The sequence below is a fragment of the Cobetia sp. 2AS genome, assembly GCF_029846355.1.
GTDB lineage: Bacteria > Pseudomonadota > Gammaproteobacteria > Pseudomonadales > Halomonadaceae > Cobetia > Cobetia amphilecti.
This window is the reverse complement of sequence record NZ_JARWKQ010000001.1, coordinates 50,339-71,272: the sequence shown is the minus strand read 5'-3', so window position 1 is coordinate 71,272 and position 20,934 is coordinate 50,339. Positions and strand designations below refer to the sequence as shown.

Annotated in this window: 16 protein-coding genes and 4 tRNA genes; 11 read left to right on the top strand and 9 right to left on the bottom strand. The window is 63.5% G+C overall.

The annotated features are described in order from the left end of the window. Window positions 1-330: 330 nt before the first annotated feature. The 5 genes from QD356_RS00315 to QD356_RS00295 all read right to left on the bottom strand — a co-directional run bounded on the left by QD356_RS00315 (window position 331) and on the right by QD356_RS00295 (window position 1,966). Window positions 331-406 (bottom strand) — tRNA-Asn (locus tag QD356_RS00315). A gap of 97 nt (window positions 407-503) precedes the next feature. Continuing rightward, window positions 504-579 (bottom strand) — tRNA-Asn (locus tag QD356_RS00310). 77 nt (window positions 580-656) lie between these two features. After that, window positions 657-732: transfer RNA gene (locus QD356_RS00305), tRNA-Asn, on the bottom strand. 174 nt (window positions 733-906) lie between these two features. Further along, window positions 907-983: transfer RNA gene (locus QD356_RS00300), tRNA-Met, on the bottom strand. Between the two features lie 86 nt (window positions 984-1,069). After that, window positions 1,070-1,966: a choline ABC transporter substrate-binding protein gene (locus tag QD356_RS00295; protein ID WP_225996482.1), complete on the bottom strand. Its 897-nt coding sequence runs from the start codon at window positions 1,964-1,966 to the stop codon at window positions 1,070-1,072. A gap of 482 nt (window positions 1,967-2,448) precedes the next feature. Between QD356_RS00295 and betI the strand changes: the two genes are divergently transcribed. From betI to QD356_RS00275, 4 genes are all read left to right on the top strand, one after another. Next, window positions 2,449-3,105 (top strand): transcriptional regulator BetI, encoded by a 657-nt coding sequence (gene betI / locus QD356_RS00290; protein ID WP_043335913.1) that lies wholly within the window; start codon window positions 2,449-2,451, stop codon window positions 3,103-3,105. Continuing rightward, window positions 3,098-4,579 carry a betaine-aldehyde dehydrogenase gene (gene betB / locus QD356_RS00285; RefSeq protein ID WP_043335915.1) on the top strand — a complete coding sequence of 494 codons (1,482 nt, stop codon included), beginning with the start codon at window positions 3,098-3,100 and terminating at the stop codon, window positions 4,577-4,579. Before betI ends, betB begins: the two co-directional genes overlap by 8 nt. A 387-nt stretch (window positions 4,580-4,966) precedes the next feature. Next, window positions 4,967-6,682 carry a choline dehydrogenase gene (gene betA, locus QD356_RS00280; protein WP_192838318.1) on the top strand — a complete coding sequence of 572 codons (1,716 nt, stop codon included), beginning with the start codon at window positions 4,967-4,969 and terminating at the stop codon, window positions 6,680-6,682. A gap of 397 nt (window positions 6,683-7,079) precedes the next feature. Then, entirely contained in the window at window positions 7,080-9,548 is a 2,469-nt protein-coding gene (locus QD356_RS00275; protein ID WP_192838317.1) for an acyl-CoA dehydrogenase, read from the top strand. A gap of 141 nt (window positions 9,549-9,689) precedes the next feature. Here the strand turns inward: QD356_RS00275 and QD356_RS00270 are convergent, their stop codons facing one another. Beyond that, window positions 9,690-10,277, bottom strand: coding sequence for a hypothetical protein (locus tag QD356_RS00270; protein WP_192838316.1), 588 nt, complete (start codon window positions 10,275-10,277; stop codon window positions 9,690-9,692). 365 nt (window positions 10,278-10,642) lie between these two features. Here QD356_RS00270 and ugpB point away from each other — a divergent pair, with 365 nt between their 5' ends. The 7 genes from ugpB (at window position 10,643) to QD356_RS00235 (ending at window position 17,917) form a co-directional block, all read left to right on the top strand. Then, entirely contained in the window at window positions 10,643-12,013 is a 1,371-nt protein-coding gene (ugpB, locus tag QD356_RS00265) for a sn-glycerol-3-phosphate ABC transporter substrate-binding protein UgpB (RefSeq protein WP_052384813.1), read from the top strand. A 200-nt stretch (window positions 12,014-12,213) separates the two neighbouring features. Next, a complete protein-coding gene (gene ugpA, locus QD356_RS00260) occupies window positions 12,214-13,089 on the top strand; it encodes a sn-glycerol-3-phosphate ABC transporter permease UgpA (protein ID WP_043335922.1) in 876 nt (291 codons plus the stop codon). Next, window positions 13,089-13,934 (top strand): sn-glycerol-3-phosphate ABC transporter permease UgpE, encoded by an 846-nt coding sequence (gene ugpE / locus QD356_RS00255; protein ID WP_043335925.1) that lies wholly within the window; start codon window positions 13,089-13,091, stop codon window positions 13,932-13,934. The genes ugpA and ugpE overlap by 1 nt, the downstream gene beginning before the upstream one ends. Before the next feature lie 102 nt (window positions 13,935-14,036). After that, complete coding sequence (locus QD356_RS00250; protein ID WP_192838315.1) at window positions 14,037-15,167, top strand: sn-glycerol-3-phosphate import ATP-binding protein UgpC; 1,131 nt, start codon at window positions 14,037-14,039, stop codon at window positions 15,165-15,167. 180 nt (window positions 15,168-15,347) lie between these two features. Next, a complete protein-coding gene (locus QD356_RS00245; RefSeq protein ID WP_192838314.1) occupies window positions 15,348-16,175 on the top strand; it encodes a glycerophosphoryl diester phosphodiesterase in 828 nt (275 codons plus the stop codon). Further along, window positions 16,172-16,993 (top strand): DeoR/GlpR family DNA-binding transcription regulator, encoded by an 822-nt coding sequence (locus QD356_RS00240; protein WP_192838313.1) that lies wholly within the window; start codon window positions 16,172-16,174, stop codon window positions 16,991-16,993. Before QD356_RS00245 ends, QD356_RS00240 begins: the two co-directional genes overlap by 4 nt. A 105-nt stretch (window positions 16,994-17,098) precedes the next feature. Next, a complete protein-coding gene (locus QD356_RS00235; RefSeq protein WP_107335461.1) occupies window positions 17,099-17,917 on the top strand; it encodes an HAD-IIB family hydrolase in 819 nt (272 codons plus the stop codon). A gap of 152 nt (window positions 17,918-18,069) precedes the next feature. Here the strand turns inward: QD356_RS00235 and trpC are convergent, their stop codons facing one another. The 3 genes from trpC to QD356_RS00220 form a co-directional block, all read right to left on the bottom strand. Further along, window positions 18,070-18,894 (bottom strand): indole-3-glycerol phosphate synthase TrpC, encoded by an 825-nt coding sequence (gene trpC / locus QD356_RS00230; protein WP_192838312.1) that lies wholly within the window; start codon window positions 18,892-18,894, stop codon window positions 18,070-18,072. Beyond that, window positions 18,894-19,940 (bottom strand): anthranilate phosphoribosyltransferase, encoded by a 1,047-nt coding sequence (gene trpD, locus QD356_RS00225; RefSeq protein ID WP_043335260.1) that lies wholly within the window; start codon window positions 19,938-19,940, stop codon window positions 18,894-18,896. Before trpD ends, trpC begins: the two co-directional genes overlap by 1 nt. A gap of 76 nt (window positions 19,941-20,016) precedes the next feature. After that, entirely contained in the window at window positions 20,017-20,652 is a 636-nt protein-coding gene (locus QD356_RS00220; protein ID WP_107336649.1) for an aminodeoxychorismate/anthranilate synthase component II, read from the bottom strand. Between the last annotated feature and the right edge of the window lie 282 nt (window positions 20,653-20,934).

The window sequence follows — 20,934 nt, the reverse complement described above, 5'->3', positions numbered from 1 at the left end:
CAACACATACGAAGCAACGACAAGACAGAAAACGTAACAGCAGAAGCGGAATGGCATGCATCGCAACGCCAGGCAGCTGCCGCGCAGAGGATGACAGCAGAATGCTGGCGACGCGGGAACACACTCTCGAGGCAGAAAGCACGAAATGCTGAAGCAGCACGAAATACCAAAGCAAGATGCGGAGCAGGAGCGGACTGACGAGCAGAACTGAGGAAGCAGGGTTTGCGAACAGAGCTCAGAAACAGGGCTTATGGTCAGGGTCAACAAGCAAGGCTCAGGCAGCGATGGTGCGACCAACAGAGAACACGAGGGGAAGCAGGGAAGTGATATTGGCTCCTCGAACAGGACTCGAACCTGTGACCCAATGATTAACAGTCATTTGCTCTACCAACTGAGCTATCGAGGAACAACAAAATATCGATCGATATCAGGGCGATATCGAAGCTGACGACGAGGAGCTCATCTATCAGCGTCATTTCCGGCATTGGCAGGAAGCCTTGGATTGGCTCCTCGAACAGGACTCGAACCTGTGACCCAATGATTAACAGTCATTTGCTCTACCAACTGAGCTATCGAGGAACGACCGGAAATCCATCTGTCAGTGACATCATCATGGATGCTATCAGGCTGACATTTCAAGCATGCTGCATGTCTATTGGCTCCTCGAACAGGACTCGAACCTGTGACCCAATGATTAACAGTCATTTGCTCTACCAACTGAGCTATCGAGGAACAACCTTGAACACGCGACGAATTATACGGAAATACTCAATGGCGTCAACCACCTTCGGCCATTCAGACCACCGCAGAACTCGTTCGATTCCTCCTGCCGGATCCACCTCCGAAAGCGCACGAAGCGACATCCAGATGTGACAAGGCCCGCACGGATGCAGGCCTTGGAATCACTGGTGGCTACACCCTGATTTGAACAGGGGACCCCATCATTATGAGTGATGTGCTCTAACCAGCTGAGCTATGTAGCCACACGACGAGGCGTATATTGCAGGTCAGGCTGCTGAATTGCAAGCACTTTTTATCAAAAGCTCAACAGACGAGCCCGACGGGCCGATCAGATCCCCAGCGATGTCTTCACCGCGGCAAGGCCCGGCTGACCCTCCACGGTCTCGACCCCCTTGAGCCAGGCCTCCAGCACCTGAGGGTTCTGCTTGAGCCAACTGGCCGCCGCGTCATCCGGGTCTTCGCCGCCATCCATGATGTCGCCCATCAGCTGGTTTTCCATCTCCAGGGTGAACTCGAGATTGGAAAGCAGGGCCCCGACGTTGGTGCATGCCTCGCTGTAGCCCGCGCGGGTATTGGTATACACCGTCGCCCCCCCCAGATTCGGCCCGAAGTAATCATCGGCCCCTTCCAGATAGCCCATCTCGAAGCGGGTATTCATCGGGTGCGGTTCCCAGCCGAGGAACACGACCCACTCCTCGGCGGCAATCTTCGACTTCACTTCCGCCAGCATGCCGGCTTCCGAGGAGTCGATCATCTCGAACTCACCCATGCCGAAGGCGTCGTCATCGATCATGTCGGCAATGATCATGTTGCCGTCGTTGCCCGCCTCTATCCCGTAGATGCGACCATCGAACTTCTCGAGATTGTCGGCAAGGTCCGCCACCGAGGTCACGCCGGCATCCAGCACGTACTGCGGCACCGCCAGGGTGTATTTCGCGCCCTGGAGATTGGCGCGCGGGCGATCGACCTGCCCCTTGTCGATGTAAGGGTCACTGATGGAGGCCATCGACGGCATCCAGTTGCCCAGGAAGACATCGAAGTCATCATTCTTCATGCCGGCATAGGCGATCGGCACCGAGATGGTGTCAGAGGTCGTCTCATAGCCCAGCCCCTCCAGCACGGCACGCGTCAGGGCGGTGGTGGCCGTGATGTCCGTCCAGCCGACTTCGGCGAAACGTACCGTGCGACATTCCTCCGACACGGCGGCCTGGGCCTGATTCGCCATGACCGGCACGGCGATGACGCCCAGTGCCAACAGCACCTTACCAGGTGATCGTTTCATGCTAACCCCTTGTTTTATTGTTCGTTGTCATTCAACTCTCGAGCGTCGCTGCAACGTTCAACCTACGTTGAGATCGACATGCTGCCCCTCCATGTTCTACCGCACTGTAGCGCTTTTACCAACCGGCCTCGCCAACCCACAGTCTTGAACGCCCGCCTGTCGCTGGCCGCCACCTGCTCTCGATTCCTCGTGCGCCTCCCCCTCCTGACCATCCCTGACCGCCCCCCCTGACTGCTTCCGGCTGCCCCGCCTTGCCTCGACTTGACGCATCGGGAACCAGCCTCTACACTTTTTGTTAATTGAACGTTCAATAAAAATTTTGCACACCACAGCATGGTGCAGCGCTCGCGGCAAACCGGTGATGATCCAGTACCATGGCCACACCAAGTGTCACACCGACCCGATATACGAAAAGGACTCCGTTGATGCCCAAAGTGGGAATGGAACCTATCCGCCGCCGCCAATTGATCCAGGCCACCATGCAAGCCATCGATGAGGCAGGACTCGCCGACGCGACCGTGGCCCGCATCGCCCGTCACGCAGGTGTGTCCACCGGCATCATCAGCCACTATTTCGGCGGCAAGGATGGCTTGATGGAAGCCACCATGCGCCAGATTCTCACTGACCTGCGCAGCGCCGTCAGTGAGCGTCGCGCCGCACTGGCCGACGACGACGTCCGCAGCCATCTGCGCGCGGTGATCGACGGCAACTTTGACCGCAGCCAGGTCAGTCAGAGCGTTTCCAAGACCTGGCTGGCCTTCTGGGCCTCCAGCATGCACCGCATTCCGCTGGAACGCCTGCAGCGGGTCAACGACAGGCGGCTGATCTCCAATCTATGTGCCCTGTTCCGCCGCTGCATGCCGCTGAACGAGGCACGTGATGCCGCGGCCGGACTGGCCGCCTTGATCGACGGCCTGTGGTTGCGCGGTACGCTGGACCCGACCGGCCTCGATGTCGAGCGCGCACGCCGCCTCGCCTACGAATATGTCGACTACCAGCTGACACGTCACATGGCAGCATCCCTGAACGCGACAGACTCCCCCACTTCCCCTGAACCCAGTAAGGAGCGCACGCATGGCTAACGGCAACGCAAGCTTCCCGACCCAGACCCTCTACATCGGTGGCCGTCGGGTCGAGGCTACCTCCGGCGAGACCTTCGAGACCGTCAACCCGGCCACCGGCGAAGTCATCGCCGAGATCCAGCAGGCCAGCGGTGCCGACGTCGATACCGCCGTCGAAAGCGCCCTGCAGGGTCAGAAGGTGTGGGCCGCGATGACCGGCATGGAGCGTTCACGCATCCTGCGTCGCGCCGTCGACCTGCTGCGCGAGCGCAACGACGAACTGGCGCTGCTCGAGACGCTGGACACCGGCAAGCCGCTGTCCGAGACCGAAGCGGTCGACATCGTCACCGGTGCCGATGCACTCGAGTACTACGCGGGCCTCGCGCCGGCCATCGAAGGCAGCCAGATGCCGCTGCGTCAGGAAGCCTTCGTCTATACCCGCAAGGAGCCGCTGGGCGTCATCGGCGCCATCGGTGCCTGGAACTACCCGATCCAGATCGCCTGCTGGAAGTCTGCCCCGGCCCTCGCCGCCGGCAACGCCATGGTCTTCAAGCCCAGCGAAGTCACTCCGCTGAGCGCACTGAAGCTGGCCGAGATCTTCACCGAAGCCGGTCTGCCGGATGGCGTGTTCAATGTCGTGCAGGGCGATGCCCGCGTCGGCGTGATGCTCACCGAGCACCCGGATATCGCCAAGATCTCCTTCACCGGGGAAGCCGGTACCGGCAAGAAGGTCATGTCCGCGTCCGCCTCTTCCAGCCTCAAGGAAGTCACCATGGAGCTGGGCGGCAAGTCCCCGCTGCTGGTGTTCGCCGACTCCGATCTCGACCGTGCCGCCGACGGCGCCATGATGGCCAACTTCTACAGCTCCGGTCAGGTGTGCACCAACGGCACCCGCGTGTTCGTCGAAGCCAGCGTCAAGGACGCCTTCGAAGCCAAGATCGTCGAGCGCGTCGCGCGCATCAAGGCCGGCGACCCGCAGGACCGCGCCACCACCTTCGGCCCGCTGGTCAGCTTCGAGCACCTGGACAAGGTCGTCTCCTATCTGGAGATCGCCAAGCAGGACGGCGCACGTCTGCTGGTCGGCGGTGAGCGCATGAGCGAAGGCGACTTCGCCAAGGGCGCCTGGGTCGCACCGACCGTCTACACCGACTGCAGCGATGACATGCGCATCGTGCAGGAAGAGATCTTCGGTCCGGTGATGTCCATCCTGTCCTTCGACAGTGAAGAGGAAGTCATCCGTCGCGCCAACGACACCACCTATGGCCTGGCGGCTGGCCTGTTTACCGAAAGCCTGAACCGCGCACATCGCGTGATTCACCAGCTCGAAGCCGGCATCTGCTGGGTCAACACCTGGGGCGAGTCGCCGTCCGAAATGCCGGTCGGCGGCTACAAGCAGTCCGGTATCGGTCGCGAGAACGGTGTCGAGACGCTGTCTCACTACACCCAGACCAAGTCCGTGCTGATCGAGATGGGCCCGTTCGAGTCCGCCTTCTGAGCCATCACTGGCCGCAAGGCCTGATGACAGCAGCACCCTCTGGCGCCAGAGGCTGAAGTACCGGAACTCAAGACCGGACCTTAAGCACCGAGCCTGAGCACCGGGCCTAAGCACCGGACCTAAGCAAGACCAGGCGCCAGATGCCCCTCCTGCCGGCATGTCGAACACTCGCCATGCCGGCTGCACGCCGCGACGCTCGCCAGCGCCGCGCGCAGTGCCCGAATCCCGATGAGTCGTTGAGCCCCCGATGGCAGCTTGCTGTCATGCGGTGCCCCGACGACTCACCACAGACAAGCAAACGTATCCAGCAGCCCGGCAGTGGCCACTCCCCGTCGTGAACGGGGCGTCATGTGCCCGCATGTGGCACCCGATACGAGAGGAGATTTCATGAGCCAATTCGAGCGTGAATACGACTACGTCATCATCGGCGCCGGCAGCGCCGGCAACGTGCTGGCCACCCGCCTGAGCGAAGACGCCGACGTCAGCGTGCTGTTGCTGGAAGCCGGTGGCCGCGACCACCGCTTCGACTTCCGCACCCAGATGCCCGCAGCGCTGGCGTACCCGCTGCAGGGTCAGCGCTACAACTGGGACTTCAAGACCGATCCCGAGCCGCACATGAACAACCGTCGCATGGAATGTGGCCGCGGCAAGGGTCTGGGCGGCTCCTCGTTGATCAATGGCATGTGCTACATCCGCGGCAACGCGCTGGATTACGACAACTGGGCCAAGGACCCCATCCTGGCCGACTGGAACTATCGTGAGTGCCTGCCCTACTTCCGCAAGTGCGAGACGCGCGATATCGGCCCCAATGACTACCATGGCGGCGACGGCCCGGTGTCGGTCACCACGCCCAAGCAGGGCAACAACGAGCTCTATCACGCCTTCATCGCGGCAGGCATCGAGGCGGGCTATCCGGCCACCGAAGACGTCAACGGCTACCAGCAGGAAGGCTTCGGCCCGATGGACCGCTTCGTGACCAAGGAAGGCCGTCGCGCCTCCACCGCGCGCGGCTATCTGGATACCGCCAAGAAGCGCTCCAACGTGACCATCGAGACGCGTGCCACCACCGACGTCATCCTGTTCGAAGGCAAGACGGCGGTCGGCGTGAAGTACGAGCGCAAGGGCCAGGACCACCGCGTACGTGCGCGCAAGGAAGTGCTGCTGTGCGCCGGCGCCATCGCCTCGCCGCAGATCCTGCAGCGCTCTGGCGTCGGCAACCGTGAACATCTCGAGCCGCTGGGCGTGAAGATGGTCCACCACCTGCCGGGCGTGGGCGAGAACCTGCAGGACCACCTGGAGCTCTACATCCAGTACGAGTGCACCCAGCCGATCTCGCTGTATCCGTCCCTCAAGTGGTACAACCAGCCGCCCATAGGTCTGGAATGGATGCTCAAGGGCACCGGTGTCGGCGCCAGCAACCAGTTCGAGGCCGCCGGCTTCATTCGCAGCGATGACAACGAAGCCTGGCCGAACCTGCAGTATCACTTCCTGCCGATCGCGATCAGCTACAACGGCAAGAGCGCGGTGCAGGGCCACGGCTTCCAGGCGCACGTCGGGTCGATGCGCTCCCAGAGCAAGGGCCGCGTGCGCCTGACCTCACTCGATCCCAAGGCCGCGCCGTCGATCTTCTTCAACTACATGGCCGAGGAGCGTGACTGGGAAGAGTTCCGCGCCGCCATCCGCCTGACCCGCGAGATCATCGCCCAGCCCGCGCTGGACCCCTACCGCGGCCGCGAGCTGGCACCGGGCGCCCAGGCGCAGACCGACGCCGAGCTCGACGAGTACGTGCGCAACCATGCCGAGACCGCCTACCACCCGTGTGGCAGCTGCCGCATGGGTAGCGACGAGACCTCGGTGGTCGATGGTGCCGGTCGCGTACATGGCCTCGACAACCTGCGCGTCGTCGATGCCTCGCTGTTCCCGGTCATCCCGACCGGCAACCTGAATGCGCCGACGATCATGCTGGCCGAGAAGATGGCCGACAAGATTCGTGGCCGCGCGCCGCTGCCGCCGTCCGACGCCGATTACTTCGTGATCGAACCCGGCACGCCGGCCAAGAAGCCCGCCAAGCGCAAGATCGACTCCGCTCCGATCAATGGCTGAGCACTGGTCAATGGCTAAGCACTGATGAATGGCTAAGCACTGATCAATGACTGAGCACTGATCAACGCCAGAGCCCGTGCGAGTCAACGCCTGAGACAGGTAGTCTGACCTCACGCACGCAAGCGCTATCGATCGACCAAGGCCCCGCATTGCGGGGCCTTTTTCATGCCTGTCAGACAGCTTTCACTCACCCCGGTCTGGCGCTCGCCGACCGCCTCCCCCGGACGACTGCCCTTTTCGAGAATGAATCCGCACACCTTAGACCTTGGACGTACTGCAGGGTCGGGCAACATGGGATACGCTGAAGAGAATTCAAACAACTGTTCTAAACGCATGGCTGCTACGCTGTAGAAACGCCATGCAAAGACACCATCCATCGCCACCCGGAGATCCTGCCATGACGCAGCTCATCCTCATCCTTGTCGCCGTTGCCGGTCTGTTGGCCGTCATGGCACGCGAAGCCGGGGCCCTCGCGGCCATCGGCGTTCTCGCCATCATCGGTATCGTCGGCCTGGCGGTCGACGCGTCGGTGCTGGGTTGCCTGCTGCTGATCGGCGCGGCACTGGTCGCGGTGTGTGGCCTGCCGGCTCTGCGCAGCAAGTGGCTCAGCCCGCGTCTGTTCGCGATGTTCAAGAAGGTCTCCCCCAAGGTCTCGGACACCGAGAAGGTGGCGCTGGAAGCCGGCACCGTGTTCTGGGACGCCGAGCTCTTTTCCGGCAAGCCGCAGTGGGACACCCTGACCGCACAGCGCAATGACGGCATCTCCAGCGAAGAGCAGGCCTTCATCGATGATCAATGCTCTGTCGCCTGCGGCATGACCAACAGCTGGGAGATCGCGCGTGAGCGTGCCGATCTGCCCGAAGCGCTGTGGGAATTTCTCAAGCGCGAGAAGTTCTTCGGCATGATCATTCCCAAGGAATATGGCGGCCTGGGCTTCTCGGCCAAGGCGCAATCACTGGTGCTGCAGAAGCTGGCGGTCAACGAGACACTGATGGTCACCGTCGGCGTGCCCAACTCCCTCGGCCCGGGCGAGCTGCTGCTCAAGTACGGCAGCGAAGAACAGAAGAACTACTACCTGCCACGTCTGGCCGATGGCCGCGAGATTCCGTGTTTCGGTCTGACCGGCCCGCGTGCCGGCAGTGACGCGACCTCCATCCCGGACACCGGCATCGTGTGTCGCGGCATGCATGACGGCGAGGAAGTCGTCGGTATTCGCCTGAACTTCGAGAAGCGCTGGATCACCCTGGCGCCGGTCGCCACCGTGGTCGGCCTGGCCTTCCGCATGTTCGACCCCGAGCACCTGCTGGGCGACGTGGAAGACATCGGTATCACCTGTGCCCTGATTCCGCGCGACACCGACGGCATGGACATCGGCCGTCGTCACCACCCGATCGGCGCGCCGTTCATGAATGGCCCGATCTTCGGCAAGGACGTCTTCATTCCGCTCAGCTACCTGATCGGTGGCGAGCAGATGGCCGGCCAGGGCTGGAAGATGCTGGTCGAGTGTCTGTCGGTGGGTCGCTGCATCACTCTGCCGTCCGGCTCCGCGGGCATCTCGCGCTACGCACTGGGCTGGAGCGCCGGCTTTGCGCGCATCCGTCGTCAGTTCAATCTGCCGGTGGCCGAGATGGAAGGCGTGCAGGAGCCGCTGGCACGCATGGCCGCGATGAACTACATCAGCCAGGCGTCGGTGCTGCACACCGCCAACATGATCGACAACGGCCACAAGCCGGCGGTGCCCTCCGCCATCCTCAAGAGCCAGCTGACCGAGATGGCCCGCTCGCTGCTGGCCGACGGCATGGACATCCACGGCGGACGCGGCGTGACGCTTGGCCCGCGCAACTACATCGGCGTGGCCTACGCCGGCACCCCGGTCTCGATCACGGTGGAAGGCGCCAACATCATGACCCGCAACCTGATGATCTTCGGTCAGGGCGCGATCCGCTGCCATCCTTACGTGCTGGAGGAGCTGGCCGCCAAGGACGCCGATGACCTGAATGCCTTCGACAAGGCCTTCTTCCGCCATGCCGGCCTGATCTTCGGCAACGCGGCACGCGCCTTCACCCAGAGCTTCGGCATCGGCGGCAAGGCCACCGGCTTCGACGCCGTCGCCACGCCCTACGCCAGCCACATCAACCGCTTCAGCGCCGCCTTCTCGCTGTCCGCCGATGCGGCCATGGCAAGCCTCGGCTCCAGCCTCAAGGCGCGCGAGATGCTGTCGGCACGCCTGGGCGACGTGCTCTCCAACCTCTACCTGGCGTCACTGACGCTCAAGCAGTGGCACGAATCCGAGGCCTGCGAACACGAAGAGGCGCTGTTCCACTACAGCATGCAATGGCTGTTGCACCGCGCGGAAAAGGCACTGGATGAGCTGTTCGCCAACCTGCCCAACCGTGCGCTGGGCACTGCCTTGCGCGTGATCGCCCTGCCGCGTGGCCGTCAGTTCGCCATGCCCAAGGACAGCCTGACCCGCGAGATCGCCCGCGCCGTCTCCACCGACACTGCACTGCGTGCCAAGCTGACCGACAACACCTGGGACGCGCAGGACGGAGGCCAGCAGGACAACGCCCTCGCCCGCTACAACGCGCTGCTCAAGGACTACCCGCGCGCCGAGCCGATCTACAAGGCGCTGGCCAAGGCCTACCACAAGGGCGAGATTCCGGCCGACGCACTGTCACCGGAAGCGCGTATCGAAGCGGCGGTCGAGGCAGGCATCCTGTCCGCCGAGGATGGCGACTTCATGCGCGTCTTCGAAGCCGAGGTACTCGACATGCTGACCGTCGACCACTTCGAATTCGACGCCTTCGTGCGCAAGCCGATGGCGAGTGACGGCACCGCCTCCAACCCGCAGCAGGACGCCGCCTGATGACTGGCCGACGCCCGCTTGATCGACGCCCACCTGATCGATACAGGAATTGATCGCCGATCGCAGAACCACAAAGGCCCCGCTCACTGAGCGGGGCCTTTGTCTTGGCAGAGCATGTCATTCGCTTGCGTCATCTCATCCTCAGATATGACGCGCGAAGTGCTCCAGGTCACGCACGAAGGCGTTCTTGTAGGTCTCGAAGTCCTTCGGGCGCGCCTTGAAGGAGCGTTTGATGCGCTCGCGGTCCAGGCGCAGCGGCGCGTCGAGGGCCGCCAGGTTGCCGACACGCGCCGCCGGATTCATGCCGACCAGCTCGCGCGGTTGATCGCCTTCGGCCTCGGCCTCCAGCCAGTCGCTGATGCCGGCGCGACGCAGCACACTGACCAGTGAGCTGTCGGTGATGCGCACCTGCAGGCGGCCGTGATCGGACAGCTGGGAGACCAGCGCGATGCCGTGGTCGTGACCGCGATGCACCGTCGGCGTCGCCCACAGCGCCAGATTCAGGCCACATGCGTTCTCGTCGAGTACCAGCAGCGCGGCAGAGTGGATGCGCTCGGCATCGTCGACCAGCGCGAACAGGCGCGCCATCTCATTCTCGAACCACACCCCACGCACGCCGGCGTAACTCACCAGCGCATCCAGACCACCCTCGCGGCCATGGACTTCGGCGCACAGCATCGCCAGACAGGCATCACGTCGGGCACCGGCACTCACTTCAACCACTTTCATCGCGTTCTCCGCCACAGGCATTTTCAGCGCGCAAGACTAGCACACTCGCTCGCCGGCCGCTTATTCCGGACTTGAGTTACCCCCGGCGCCTCGCTTGCCAGTATGAGCCGAGCTGGCGGCGCCACACACTCGCTGCTCATTCACAAACTCAGTCACAAATTCAGCCATAAGCTCAGCCTCGCTCGAATGAACATCTTCCTGTCACAAAGTTGTAAGGCGGGCGCTATAGAGTCGTCTACGCTTTTCGGACGATCATCAAAAGAACAAGAAAATGTTCACTTGATCGTCGCCATCGATCGTCAGCGGCCAGCGTCCTTCTTCTTTGTTGCGGAAGCTGGCCAGGGGAACCTCTCAGGAGTTTGACCATGCGCCGCCCGACTCATCATGCAAGCACCCGCACGACTGCCACCGCGACTCGTCGCCTCGCCAGCCTCGCGCTGGCCATCGGTTTCGCCTCCGCCTCCGCCAGTGCCCTCGCCGCCACCGAGGTGGAGTGGTGGCACGCCATGGGGGGCGGACTCGGCAAGAAGGTCGACGAGATCGCGGCCGACTTCAATGCCAGCCAGGACGACTACGTCGTCAAGCCGGTCTTCAAGGGCAACTACTCCGAGACCATGACCTCCGCCATCGCCGCCTTCCGCGCCGGCAAGGGCCCGGACATCGTGCAGATCTTCGAGGTCGGCACCGCCACCATGATGAGCGCCAAGGGCGCGATCGTCCCGGTGCATCAGCTGATGGCAGACTTCGCGCCGCAGGAAGGCACCGCCTTCGATCCGAACGCCTACCTGTCTGCCGTCACCGGCTATTACACCGACACCGACGGCAAGATGCTGTCGATGCCGTTCAACTCCTCCACGCCGGTGACCTACTACAACAAGGACGTGCTGGCCAAGGCGGGCGTCGACTCCCTCCCGCAGACCTGGCAGGAAATGGGCGCCGCGCTCAAGAAGGTCGTCGATTCCGGCGCCGCCAGCTGTGGCCTGACCACCACCTGGCCGTCCTGGGTGATGCTGGAGAACTTCTCGGCGCGCAATGACGTGCCCTTCGCCAGCCAGGCCAATGGATTCGCCGGCACCGATACCCGCCTTGAATTCAACACGACCGCCGTGGTCGACCACATTCAGCGTCTCGATGACTGGCAGGCCGACAAGCGCTTCGTGTTCGGCGGTCGCTTCGATGACGCGGCGCCCAAGTTCTATTCCGGCGAGTGCGCGATGATGATGGGCTCTTCCGCCAGCTATGCCGGCGTCAAGGAAAGCGCCAAGGGCTTCGAGTTCGGCGTGGCACCGCTGCCCTATGACAGCGACGTGATCGAGACGCCGCAGAACTCCATCATCGGTGGCGCCTCGCTGTGGGTGCTGTCCGGTCACAGCGATGAGGAATACCAGGGCGTCGCCAAGTTCTTCCAGTACCTCTCCAAGCCTGAAGTGCAGGCCGACTGGCACCAGTTCACCGGCTATCTGCCGATCACCACTGCCGCGGCAGAGCTGACGCGCGAACAGGGCTTCTACGCCGAGAACCCGGGCACTGACGTCGCCATCACCCAGATGACCTCCGCGACGCCGACCGAGAACTCCAAGGGCCTGCGCCTGGGCAACATGGTGCAGATTCGTGACGTGATCAATGAAGAGCTGGAGAAGATCTTCTCCGGCAAGGAAAGCGTGCAGGACGGTCTCGACAACGCCGTCAAGCGCGGCGACTCGCTGCTCGAGAAGTTCGAACGCGCCAACGGCTGATCATCGCCACACCGGAGGCGGGCCCATGCCGGGCTCGCCCTCCCGCTATTTTCTCCAGCCAGAGAAGGGAAAGCGCATCCGACATCCGGTGTCCTTTCCCTTCTCTCACGGCTTGATGGCGCAGGAGCGGCCGAGGTTTGCCGACTCCGTGCTACCGACGGAACCACCCAGTCCCTCCTTGCTTGCGAGACCCCTGCTGCATGGCCCATTTCAATCGACACCCCATCACGCCCTGGATACTGCTGGCGCCTCAGCTGCTGATCGTGGCCGTGTTCTTCTTCTGGCCGGCCTACCAGGCCATCGAACAGGCCTTCTATGTCGAGGATGCCTTCGGGCTCTCACGGGAATTCACCGGGCTGAGCAACTTCGTCAGCGTGCTGAGCGAGCCGGAATATCTCACGACACTATGGACGACCACCTATTTCTCCTTTGCGGTAGCCTTCGGCGCCATGGCATTGGCGCTGGGGCTGGCCGTACTAGCGGACCGCGTGCTGCGCGGCGCACACGCCTACAAGACCCTGCTGATCTGGCCCTACGCCGTGGCGCCCGCCGTGGCCGGGGTTCTATGGCTGTTCCTGTTCGACCCGACGCTGGGCATTCTGCCGGAGCTGCTGTCCGCCATCGGCATCGACTGGAATCACAAGCTCAATGGAGATCAGGCCATGTTGCTGGTGGTGCTGGCCTCGATCTGGAAGCAGATGAGCTACAACTTCGTGTTCTTCCTCGCCGGTCTGCAGGCGATACCCAAGAGCCTGCTGGAAGCGGCCGCGATGGACCGCGCCGGCCCCTGGCGGCGTTTCTGGACCATCACCTTCCCGCTGCTCTCGCCGACCAGCTTCTTCCTGCTGGTGATGAACGTGGTCTACGCCTTCTTCGAGACCTTCGGCACCATCGATGCCACCACCCAGGGCGGTCCGGCCGGCTCGACGCGCACCCTGGTCTACAAGGTCTATGAAGATGGTTTCGTCGGGCAGGACCTGGGCTCGAGTGCTGCCCAGTCCGTGCTGTTGATGGTCATCGTCGGCGTGCTGACGCTGATCCAGTTCAAGTATGTCGAGAAGAAGGTGCAGTACTGATGCGCTACAACCGCCCCGGGCTTGATATCGCAAGCCATGCCCTGCTGATCGTCGGCTGCGCACTGTTCTTCCTGCCGGTCTGGATCGCCTTCAGCGCCAGTACTCACGAGATGGGTGACCTCTACTCCAACGTCGCCCCCGTCTGGATCGGCGAGGCTGGCCTGGACAACTACCGCCAGCTGCTGGCAGACCCGGTCAGCAGTCTCGGCGCCGACGTGATGACCCTGCTGTTCAACTCGATGCTGATGGCACTGGGCATCGCCATCGGCAAGATCATCATCTCGGTGCTGGCCGCCTACGCGATCGTCTTCTTCGAGTTCCGCTTCCGCAAGCTGTGCTTCTGGCTGATCTTCATCACCCTGATGCTGCCGGTGGAGGTGCGAATCCTGCCGACCTTCAAGGTGGTGGCCGACCTCAACATGCTGGACAGCTACGCCGGCCTGATCCTGCCGCTGATCGCCAGCGCCACCGCGACCTTCCTGCTGCGTCAGTTCTACCTGACCATTCCGGCGGAACTGGTCGAGGCCGCGCGCATAGATGGCGCCGGGCCGTGGCGCTTTCTCAAGGACATCCTGCTGCCGCTGTCGAAGACCAATATCGCGGCACTGTTCGTGATCATGTTCATCTACGGCTGGAATCAGTATCTGTGGCCGCTGTTGATCACCACCGATGCCGACTACCTGACCATCGTCGTCAGCCTCAAGCGCATGCTGACCACCGGTGATGGGCTGGTGCCGTGGCAGGACGTCACCGCCACCACGCTGCTGGCCATGGGCCCGCCGGTACTGGTGATCCTGTTCATGCAGCGCTACTTCATCAAGGGCCTGGTGGACAGCGAGAAGTGATCTCGCGCTCCGACCCGCGACACCTCGCCCCAAGCCCCCTGATTCCGTTACGCCGTGATGGACAGACTTGCCCGTCACGCCACCGCTCTGGATACACAACTCATGGCAACACTGGCGCTCAAGCAGCTCAAGAAGCAGTACCCCAATGGCTACCAGGCCCTGCATGGCATCGACCTGGCCTTCGGCGAAGGCGAGCTGATCGTCATCGTCGGGCCTTCCGGCTGTGGCAAGTCGACCCTGCTGCGCACTCTGGCGGGCCTGGAAGACATCTCCGAGGGCGATCTGGAGATCAACGGCAAGCGCGTCAATGAGCTGGAACCCGCCGAGCGCGACATCGCGATGGTGTTCCAGAACTACGCGCTCTACCCGCACATGAGCGTGTTCGACAACATGGCCTACGGCCTCAAGAATCGGCGCACGCCCAAGGACGAGATCCAGCAGCGCGTCAGCGAGGCCGCCGAGCTGCTGGGCCTGACCGAGCTGCTCGATCGCCGCCCCAAGCAGCTCTCCGGCGGCCAGCGTCAGCGTGTCGCCATGGGGCGCGCCATCGTGCGCAAGCCACAGGTCTTCCTGTTCGATGAGCCACTCTCGAATCTGGACGCCAAGCTGCGTGTGCAGATGCGTCTCGAGATTCGCCGCCTGCAGAAGCGTCTCAAGGTCACTTCCGTCTACGTGACCCATGATCAGACCGAGGCCATGACCCTGGCGGATCGCCTGGTGGTGATGAATGGCGGCCATGTCGAGCAGTTCGGCACGCCGATGGCGCTCTACGATCAGCCCGCCAGTCAGTTCGTCGCCGGCTTCATCGGCTCGCCGGCGATGAACTTCCTGAGCGCCACCCAGGCACAGGCAGGCCTTGCGCTGCCGTGTGGCGCAACCATTGCCCTGCAGGGTGAGAGTGATGAGGGCGAAGGCCTGGCCACGGGCGCTGAGCTGACCCTCGGCATTCGCCCCGAGCACCTGCAGGTACTGGGAGCAGCCGATGCCCTGCCCGCAGGGGCCGCGGAGCTTGAGGCGCGCATCGAGCTGGTCGAACCGCTGGGTGCGGACACCCTGGCGTACTGCCGACTGCAAGGCCAGAGCGAGCCGCTGGTGGTGAGATTGGATGGCGAGCACGCCGTCGCGGAAGAACAGACGCTGCGCCTGGCCATCCTTCCGGCGCGTGCCCATCTGTTCGGCGCCGACGGCAAGCGGCTGGCAACTCGCGAGCAGGCGACAGCGGCCACCGAATGAGCGCTGTCGTCCTGTCGCGGGCCGACGGAACCCCTTGCCCTGATAACGTCATCATTGGATGGTAATGCTTGAGACCTGCCCTGATCCGTCTCGCGTCTGAGCATCAGTGATCCGCCTCGACCGATCAGCGCCACAGCTGCGTGGCGGGCAGACATGCCATTCTTTCTGTGAGGATTCACCATGGTTTCATCGTCACATTCAGCCGACGCATCACATTCAACTGACAGCGTCCTGTCCCTGCCCCTGGCGATCGCACATCGCGGCCTGTCGGCCTATGCGCCGGAAAACACCCTGGCCGCCATTCAGGCGGCGCATGAGGCAGGCTTTCAATGGGTGGAACTGGACGTGCAGTTGCTGGGCGATGGCACGCCGGTCATCTGGCACGATGCCGGCGTGAATCGCTGCTCGGATGGGCGTGGCAAGCTCAAGAATCTCGATTGGGACAGCGTGCAGACCTTCGATGTCGGCAGCTGGTTCAATGCGTGCTTTGCCGGTGAGCGCATGGCCTCGCTAAAGCAGGCGCTGGAGCTGATCGCACGCCTGGACATGCGCCTGAATCTGGAGCTCAAGCTCAGCCCTGGCCACGATGCCCAGGCGCTGGTCGATGCTGCCATCCCGATGGCCAGCGCCCATCTGCCCGCCTCACACCTGATCATCTCGTCGTTTGATCCCCAGGCGCTGCACCTGACGCGGCAACGCGACCCGCAGGTGCATATCGGCCTGCTCTACGATGACATCCCCGACGACTGGCAGAGTCTGGCCGATGAGCTGAACGCAAGTTCCGTGCATGCCGATTGGCGCGCCCTGACGCGGGCCGCGGCCAGTGCCATCACCAGTCATGGCCACAAGCTGCTCTGCTATACGCCCAACGATGCAGCCGCCTTCGCGCCGCGCTGGGCCTGGGGTGTGGATGCCGTCATCAGCGATGACCCGGCCATCTTCAGCGAGGAGGATCGCGAGCCCACTCTGCCGAACGACACCACCACGCAAGGGCTACCCCAGACATGACCCCGGGCATCGAGCGCGACAGTCGCAGCGTCGAACACGCCAGCAACGATGCACTGACGCCGCGCCAGCAACAGATACTCGAGCGACTGGCCCGCGAGGGCCAGCTGGCCGTCGATCCGCTGGCCCATGCCTTCGACGTCACGCCCCAGACCATCCGGCGTGACCTGGGCGTGCTGTGTGAGCGGGGGTTGGCACGTCGGCGCCACGGCGGCATCGAGCGCCCACCCGGCGGCTACAACCTGGGACATTCCCAGCGCATCATGCTGGCGCGGACCGCCAAGCAGGCCATGGCCGCCAGCGTGGTCGCCGAGATTCCCGATGGCGCCACCCTGGCGCTGGGCATCGGCACCAGCGTGGTGGCGGTCGCCGAAGCCCTGCTTGCCCGACGCGGCCTGCGCGTGATCACCAACAATCTGCAGGTGGCGCAGGCGCTCTCGACCCATCCGGATGTCGCCGTCCAGTTGGCGGAAGGACAACTGCGCCCGCAGGATCTCGATGTGGTCGGCAGTGCTACCGTGGCCTTCTTCGCGCGCCATCAGGTCGATATCGCGGTCCTCGGCTGTGGCGGTCTCGATGCCGGTGGGCTGCTCGACTTCGACCCGGAAGAAGCCGCGGTCAGCCGTGCGCTGGTCCATCACGCCCAGCGCCGGATTCTGGTCGCCGATGCCAGCAAATGGGGGCGCGCCGCCATGTGCCGCATCGCCCCGCTCGAGGAGATCGACCTGCTGGTCACCGATGAGCTGCCCCATCAGGCCGATTATCGCAGCGCGCTGGAGGCTGCCAGCCAGCAGAGCCTGTCGGTGCGCTTCACTGCCTGAACCGAGGCGCGTCGCGCAAGCCGGCACGCATCGACGATACTGAAGGGACACGCGGCTGATGACAGCCGCGCGCCCGCTTACCTTCTGAGGATTTCTGGAATCACCATGCAAGCCTTCGCCCACTGTCCTGCCAGCACCCTGTCGGGTATCCGGTATCTGTTGACCGATATCGATGACACCCTCACCCATGAAGGGCGTCTCGCGGCATCGACGCTGGCGGCGCTGGAGCGTCTGGATGCTGCCGGCATCAAGGTCATCCCCGTCACGGGCGGCTGTGCGGGCTGGTGCGATCACATCGCACGCGCCTGGCCGGTCGCCAGCGTGATCGGTGAGAACGGCGCCTTTGCCTTCCGCCGCCAGGGGCAGCGCATCCTCACCACCTGGTGGGAAGACGAGCAGCGCCTGCGCGCTCGCCAGCGCCATGTCATGACCGTCGCCCGCCAGCTGCTGCTCAATCATCCGCGTGCAGCACTGGCCCAGGACCAGCCCTTCCGCTTCGCCGATGTCGCGGTGGACCACTGTCAGGCGGTCGGCCCGCTGGCCCAGAGCGAGATTCGCGCCATCATCGCCGGCTTCACGGCCGCCGGTATTCAGGCGCGTGCCAGCTCCATCCACATCAATGCCTGGCAGGGCGAGTTCGACAAGGCGCGCATGGCGGTGCGGGTCCTCACCGAAACCTTCGGCCTGGACCGCATGCAGCTGGAGCAGGAGGTGATGTACGTCGGCGATGCGCCCAATGATGCGCCGATGTTCGCCACCTTCCGCCACACCGTGGGCGTGGCCAACATCATCCAGCACCGCGCGGCACTCGGCTGGGAGCCCAGCTGGGTGACACGCCACAGTCATGGCGCCGGGGTCGAGGAAATCGCCGAGGCTCTGCTCACGGCACGCAAGGGAGTCGAGAGCGTCAAGACAGACGCCTAACCTGTGACTGATGGCAGCCATAGACCTCCAGCAGGATGACAGCCACAGGCCTTTGGACAGAAGTCAGCAGACAGGCATGAAAAAGCCCGTATGGCATTGCCATGCGGGCTTTTGTTATCCATAAGACAACGAATAACGCCAACTACCGGCTATCAATCCCCGAAGAACAATCCCCGCAGACCCTCGCCCGGATCATCAAAGCGCATGAAGGCTTCTCCCACCAGGAAGCCGTGGACGCCAGCGTCGCGCATCTTCGCCACGTCGTCACGGGTATGGATGCCGGATTCGGTGACCACACGCACGCCCTGCGGCATGTCGCTCAGCAGGTCCAGCGTCGTCTCCAGCGACGTCTCGAAGGTGCGCAGGTCGCGGTTGTTGATGCCGACCAGCTCGATGCCCAGCGCCAGTGCACGCTTGAGCTCTTCGCCGTCATGCACCTCGACCAGCACATCCATCCCCAGCTCACGCGCCTGACGATACAGAGCGCTCAGGCGTGCATCGTCCAGCGCCGCGACGATCAACAGGATGCAGTCGGCGCCGATGGCACGCGCTTCCAGCACCTGATACGGATGGATGATGAAGTCCTTGCGAATCACCGGAATCGAGACAGCGTCGCGCGCCTCGATCATGAAGTCCTCATGCCCCTGGAAGAAGTCGGCATCGGTGAGCACCGACAGACAGGCGGCACCGGCCTGCTCGTAAGCCACGGCGATCTCGGCGGGCACGAAGTCTTCACGGATCACGCCCTTGGAGGGTGACGCCTTCTTCACCTCGGCGATGATGGCCGGCTCGCCACGGTCGATGCGCGACGTCAGCGCCTCGATGAAGCCGCGCGGCGCGCTCTGCTTCTCGATCAGGGTCTGCAGGTCCGCCTCGCTCACCGCGGCGCTGCGCTCGGCGATCTCTTCTTCCTTGCGCGCCAGAATCCTGGCCAGGATGGTCGGCAATGCCTTGTCAGTCGTCTGCTCGGTGCTCATCAGCGGGTCGCTCCTTCATCATTGACCTGGGCGTAGACACGGGTGAAATCCGCCAATTCCTTCATCTTCTCGAATGGCAGCTTGCTGGCCTGCACGTCCTCGGCAATGCTGACACCCTCCTTGAGACTGTCCGCGATGCCCGCCACGTAAAGGGCCGCACCGGCATTGAGCGCCACGATGTCGCTGGCCGGGCCTTCATCACCGCGCAGCGCCTGCTGCACCAGCTTGAGGCTGGCGTCCGAGGTCTCCACCGCCAGACTTTCCAGCGACTGGCGTGCGATGCCGAAGTCTTCCGGCGCGATGCGGTATTCGCGGATCTCGCCATCCTTGAGCTCATTGACCAGCGTCGGTGCCGCCAGCGAGATCTCGTCCAGACCATCATCGCTGTGCACCACCAGCACATGCTCGGCCCCGAGGCGCTTGAGCACCTCGGCCATCAGCGGTACCAGCGCCGGGTCATAGACCCCCAGCACCTGGCGGGTGGCGCCGGCCGGATTGGTCAGCGGACCGAGGATGTTGAACATGGTACGCACGCCCATCTCGCGGCGCGGGCCGATCACGTGCTTCATGGCGGCGTGATGATTGGGCGCGAACATGAAGCCGACCCCGATATCATCGATGCAGCGTGCGACCTGCTCGGCGTCCAGCGCCAGATTGATGCCGGCCGACTCAAGCAGGTCGGCACTGCCGGACGATGACGAGACACTGCGGTTGCCATGCTTGGCCACATGACCACCGGCGGCCGCCACCACGAAACTTGCCGCCGTGGAGACATTGAACAGGTTGGCACCATCACCGCCGGTGCCGACGATATCCACTGCATCGGTGGCGCGCACCGTGACGCGCGTCATCAGCTCACGCATCACCTGGGCGGCGGCGGCCAGCTCATCGACGGTCTCGCCCTTCATCGACAGCGCCATCAGCAAGGCCCCGATCTGCGCCTGGGTCGCCTCGCCGGTCATGATGGCCGTCATGACCGCATGAGTGTCGTCGTAGCTCAGGTGCTGGCGGCGCATCACGGCGCCAATCGCCTCACGCATCTGCATGTTGTGTCTCCGCAGGCGCCAGCCTCGGCGGCTGACGCATGAAAAATAGGATGTAACTCTTGCGATCAACGCCCGCTCAGGCGGCTTTCGCAGCCTCGCCGCGACGCAGGAAGTTAGCCAGAAGCTCATGGCCCTGCAATGTCAGGATCGACTCAGGGTGGAACTGGACACCTTCGACATCCAGCTCGCGATGGCGCAGGCCCATGATCAACTGCGGCGTGACATCGTCATCATCCGTCCAGCTGGTGACGATCAGACACTCGGGCAGGCTCTCACGATCGACCACCAGCGAGTGATAACGCGTGACTTCCAGCGGCTCGGCCAGCGCAGCGAAGACACCACTGTTGTCGTGACGCACGGCGGAGGTCTTGCCGTGCATCACCTGGGGCGCACGTACCACCTTGCCGCCGTAGACCTGACCGATGGCCTGGTGACCGAGACACACGCCCAGAATCGGCAGCTTGCCGGCGAAGTGGCGAATGGTTTCCAGCGTGATGCCGGCCTCGTTGGGCGTACACGGCCCCGGGCCCAACACCAGATGTGAAGCGCCGAGCGCCTCGATCTGCTCGAGCGTGATGGCGTCATTGCGCACGGTCAGCACTTCCGCGCCCAGCTCACTCAGATACTGGACGATGTTGTAGGTGAAGCTGTCAAAGTTGTCGATCATCAGCACGCGTGGCGTGCTGGCGTCCTGCGAAGTGAATGTCTGCATGGTCAGTGTCCATTCTCGGGAGCGGATCATGCGCCGTGATTGACCGGCCTGCCCGCTCTCCTGTGGTGTCGTTCCCGCCGTCCAGCAACAAAAATGCCGCCCTGGTCGGCGGCATTCTTCTGGTCGTACGTCCTCGAACTTCAGACATGCGAAAGCCGCCCCCTTGTCAGGAGCGCCACCACTGCTGGCTGAGGTCGTGCGGGTTACGTAGCGTCATGGGTCAATAGTGCGTTGAGCTGCCAGGAGTGTCAATCACATGCGCCGTTGCAGGGAGTGACCCGC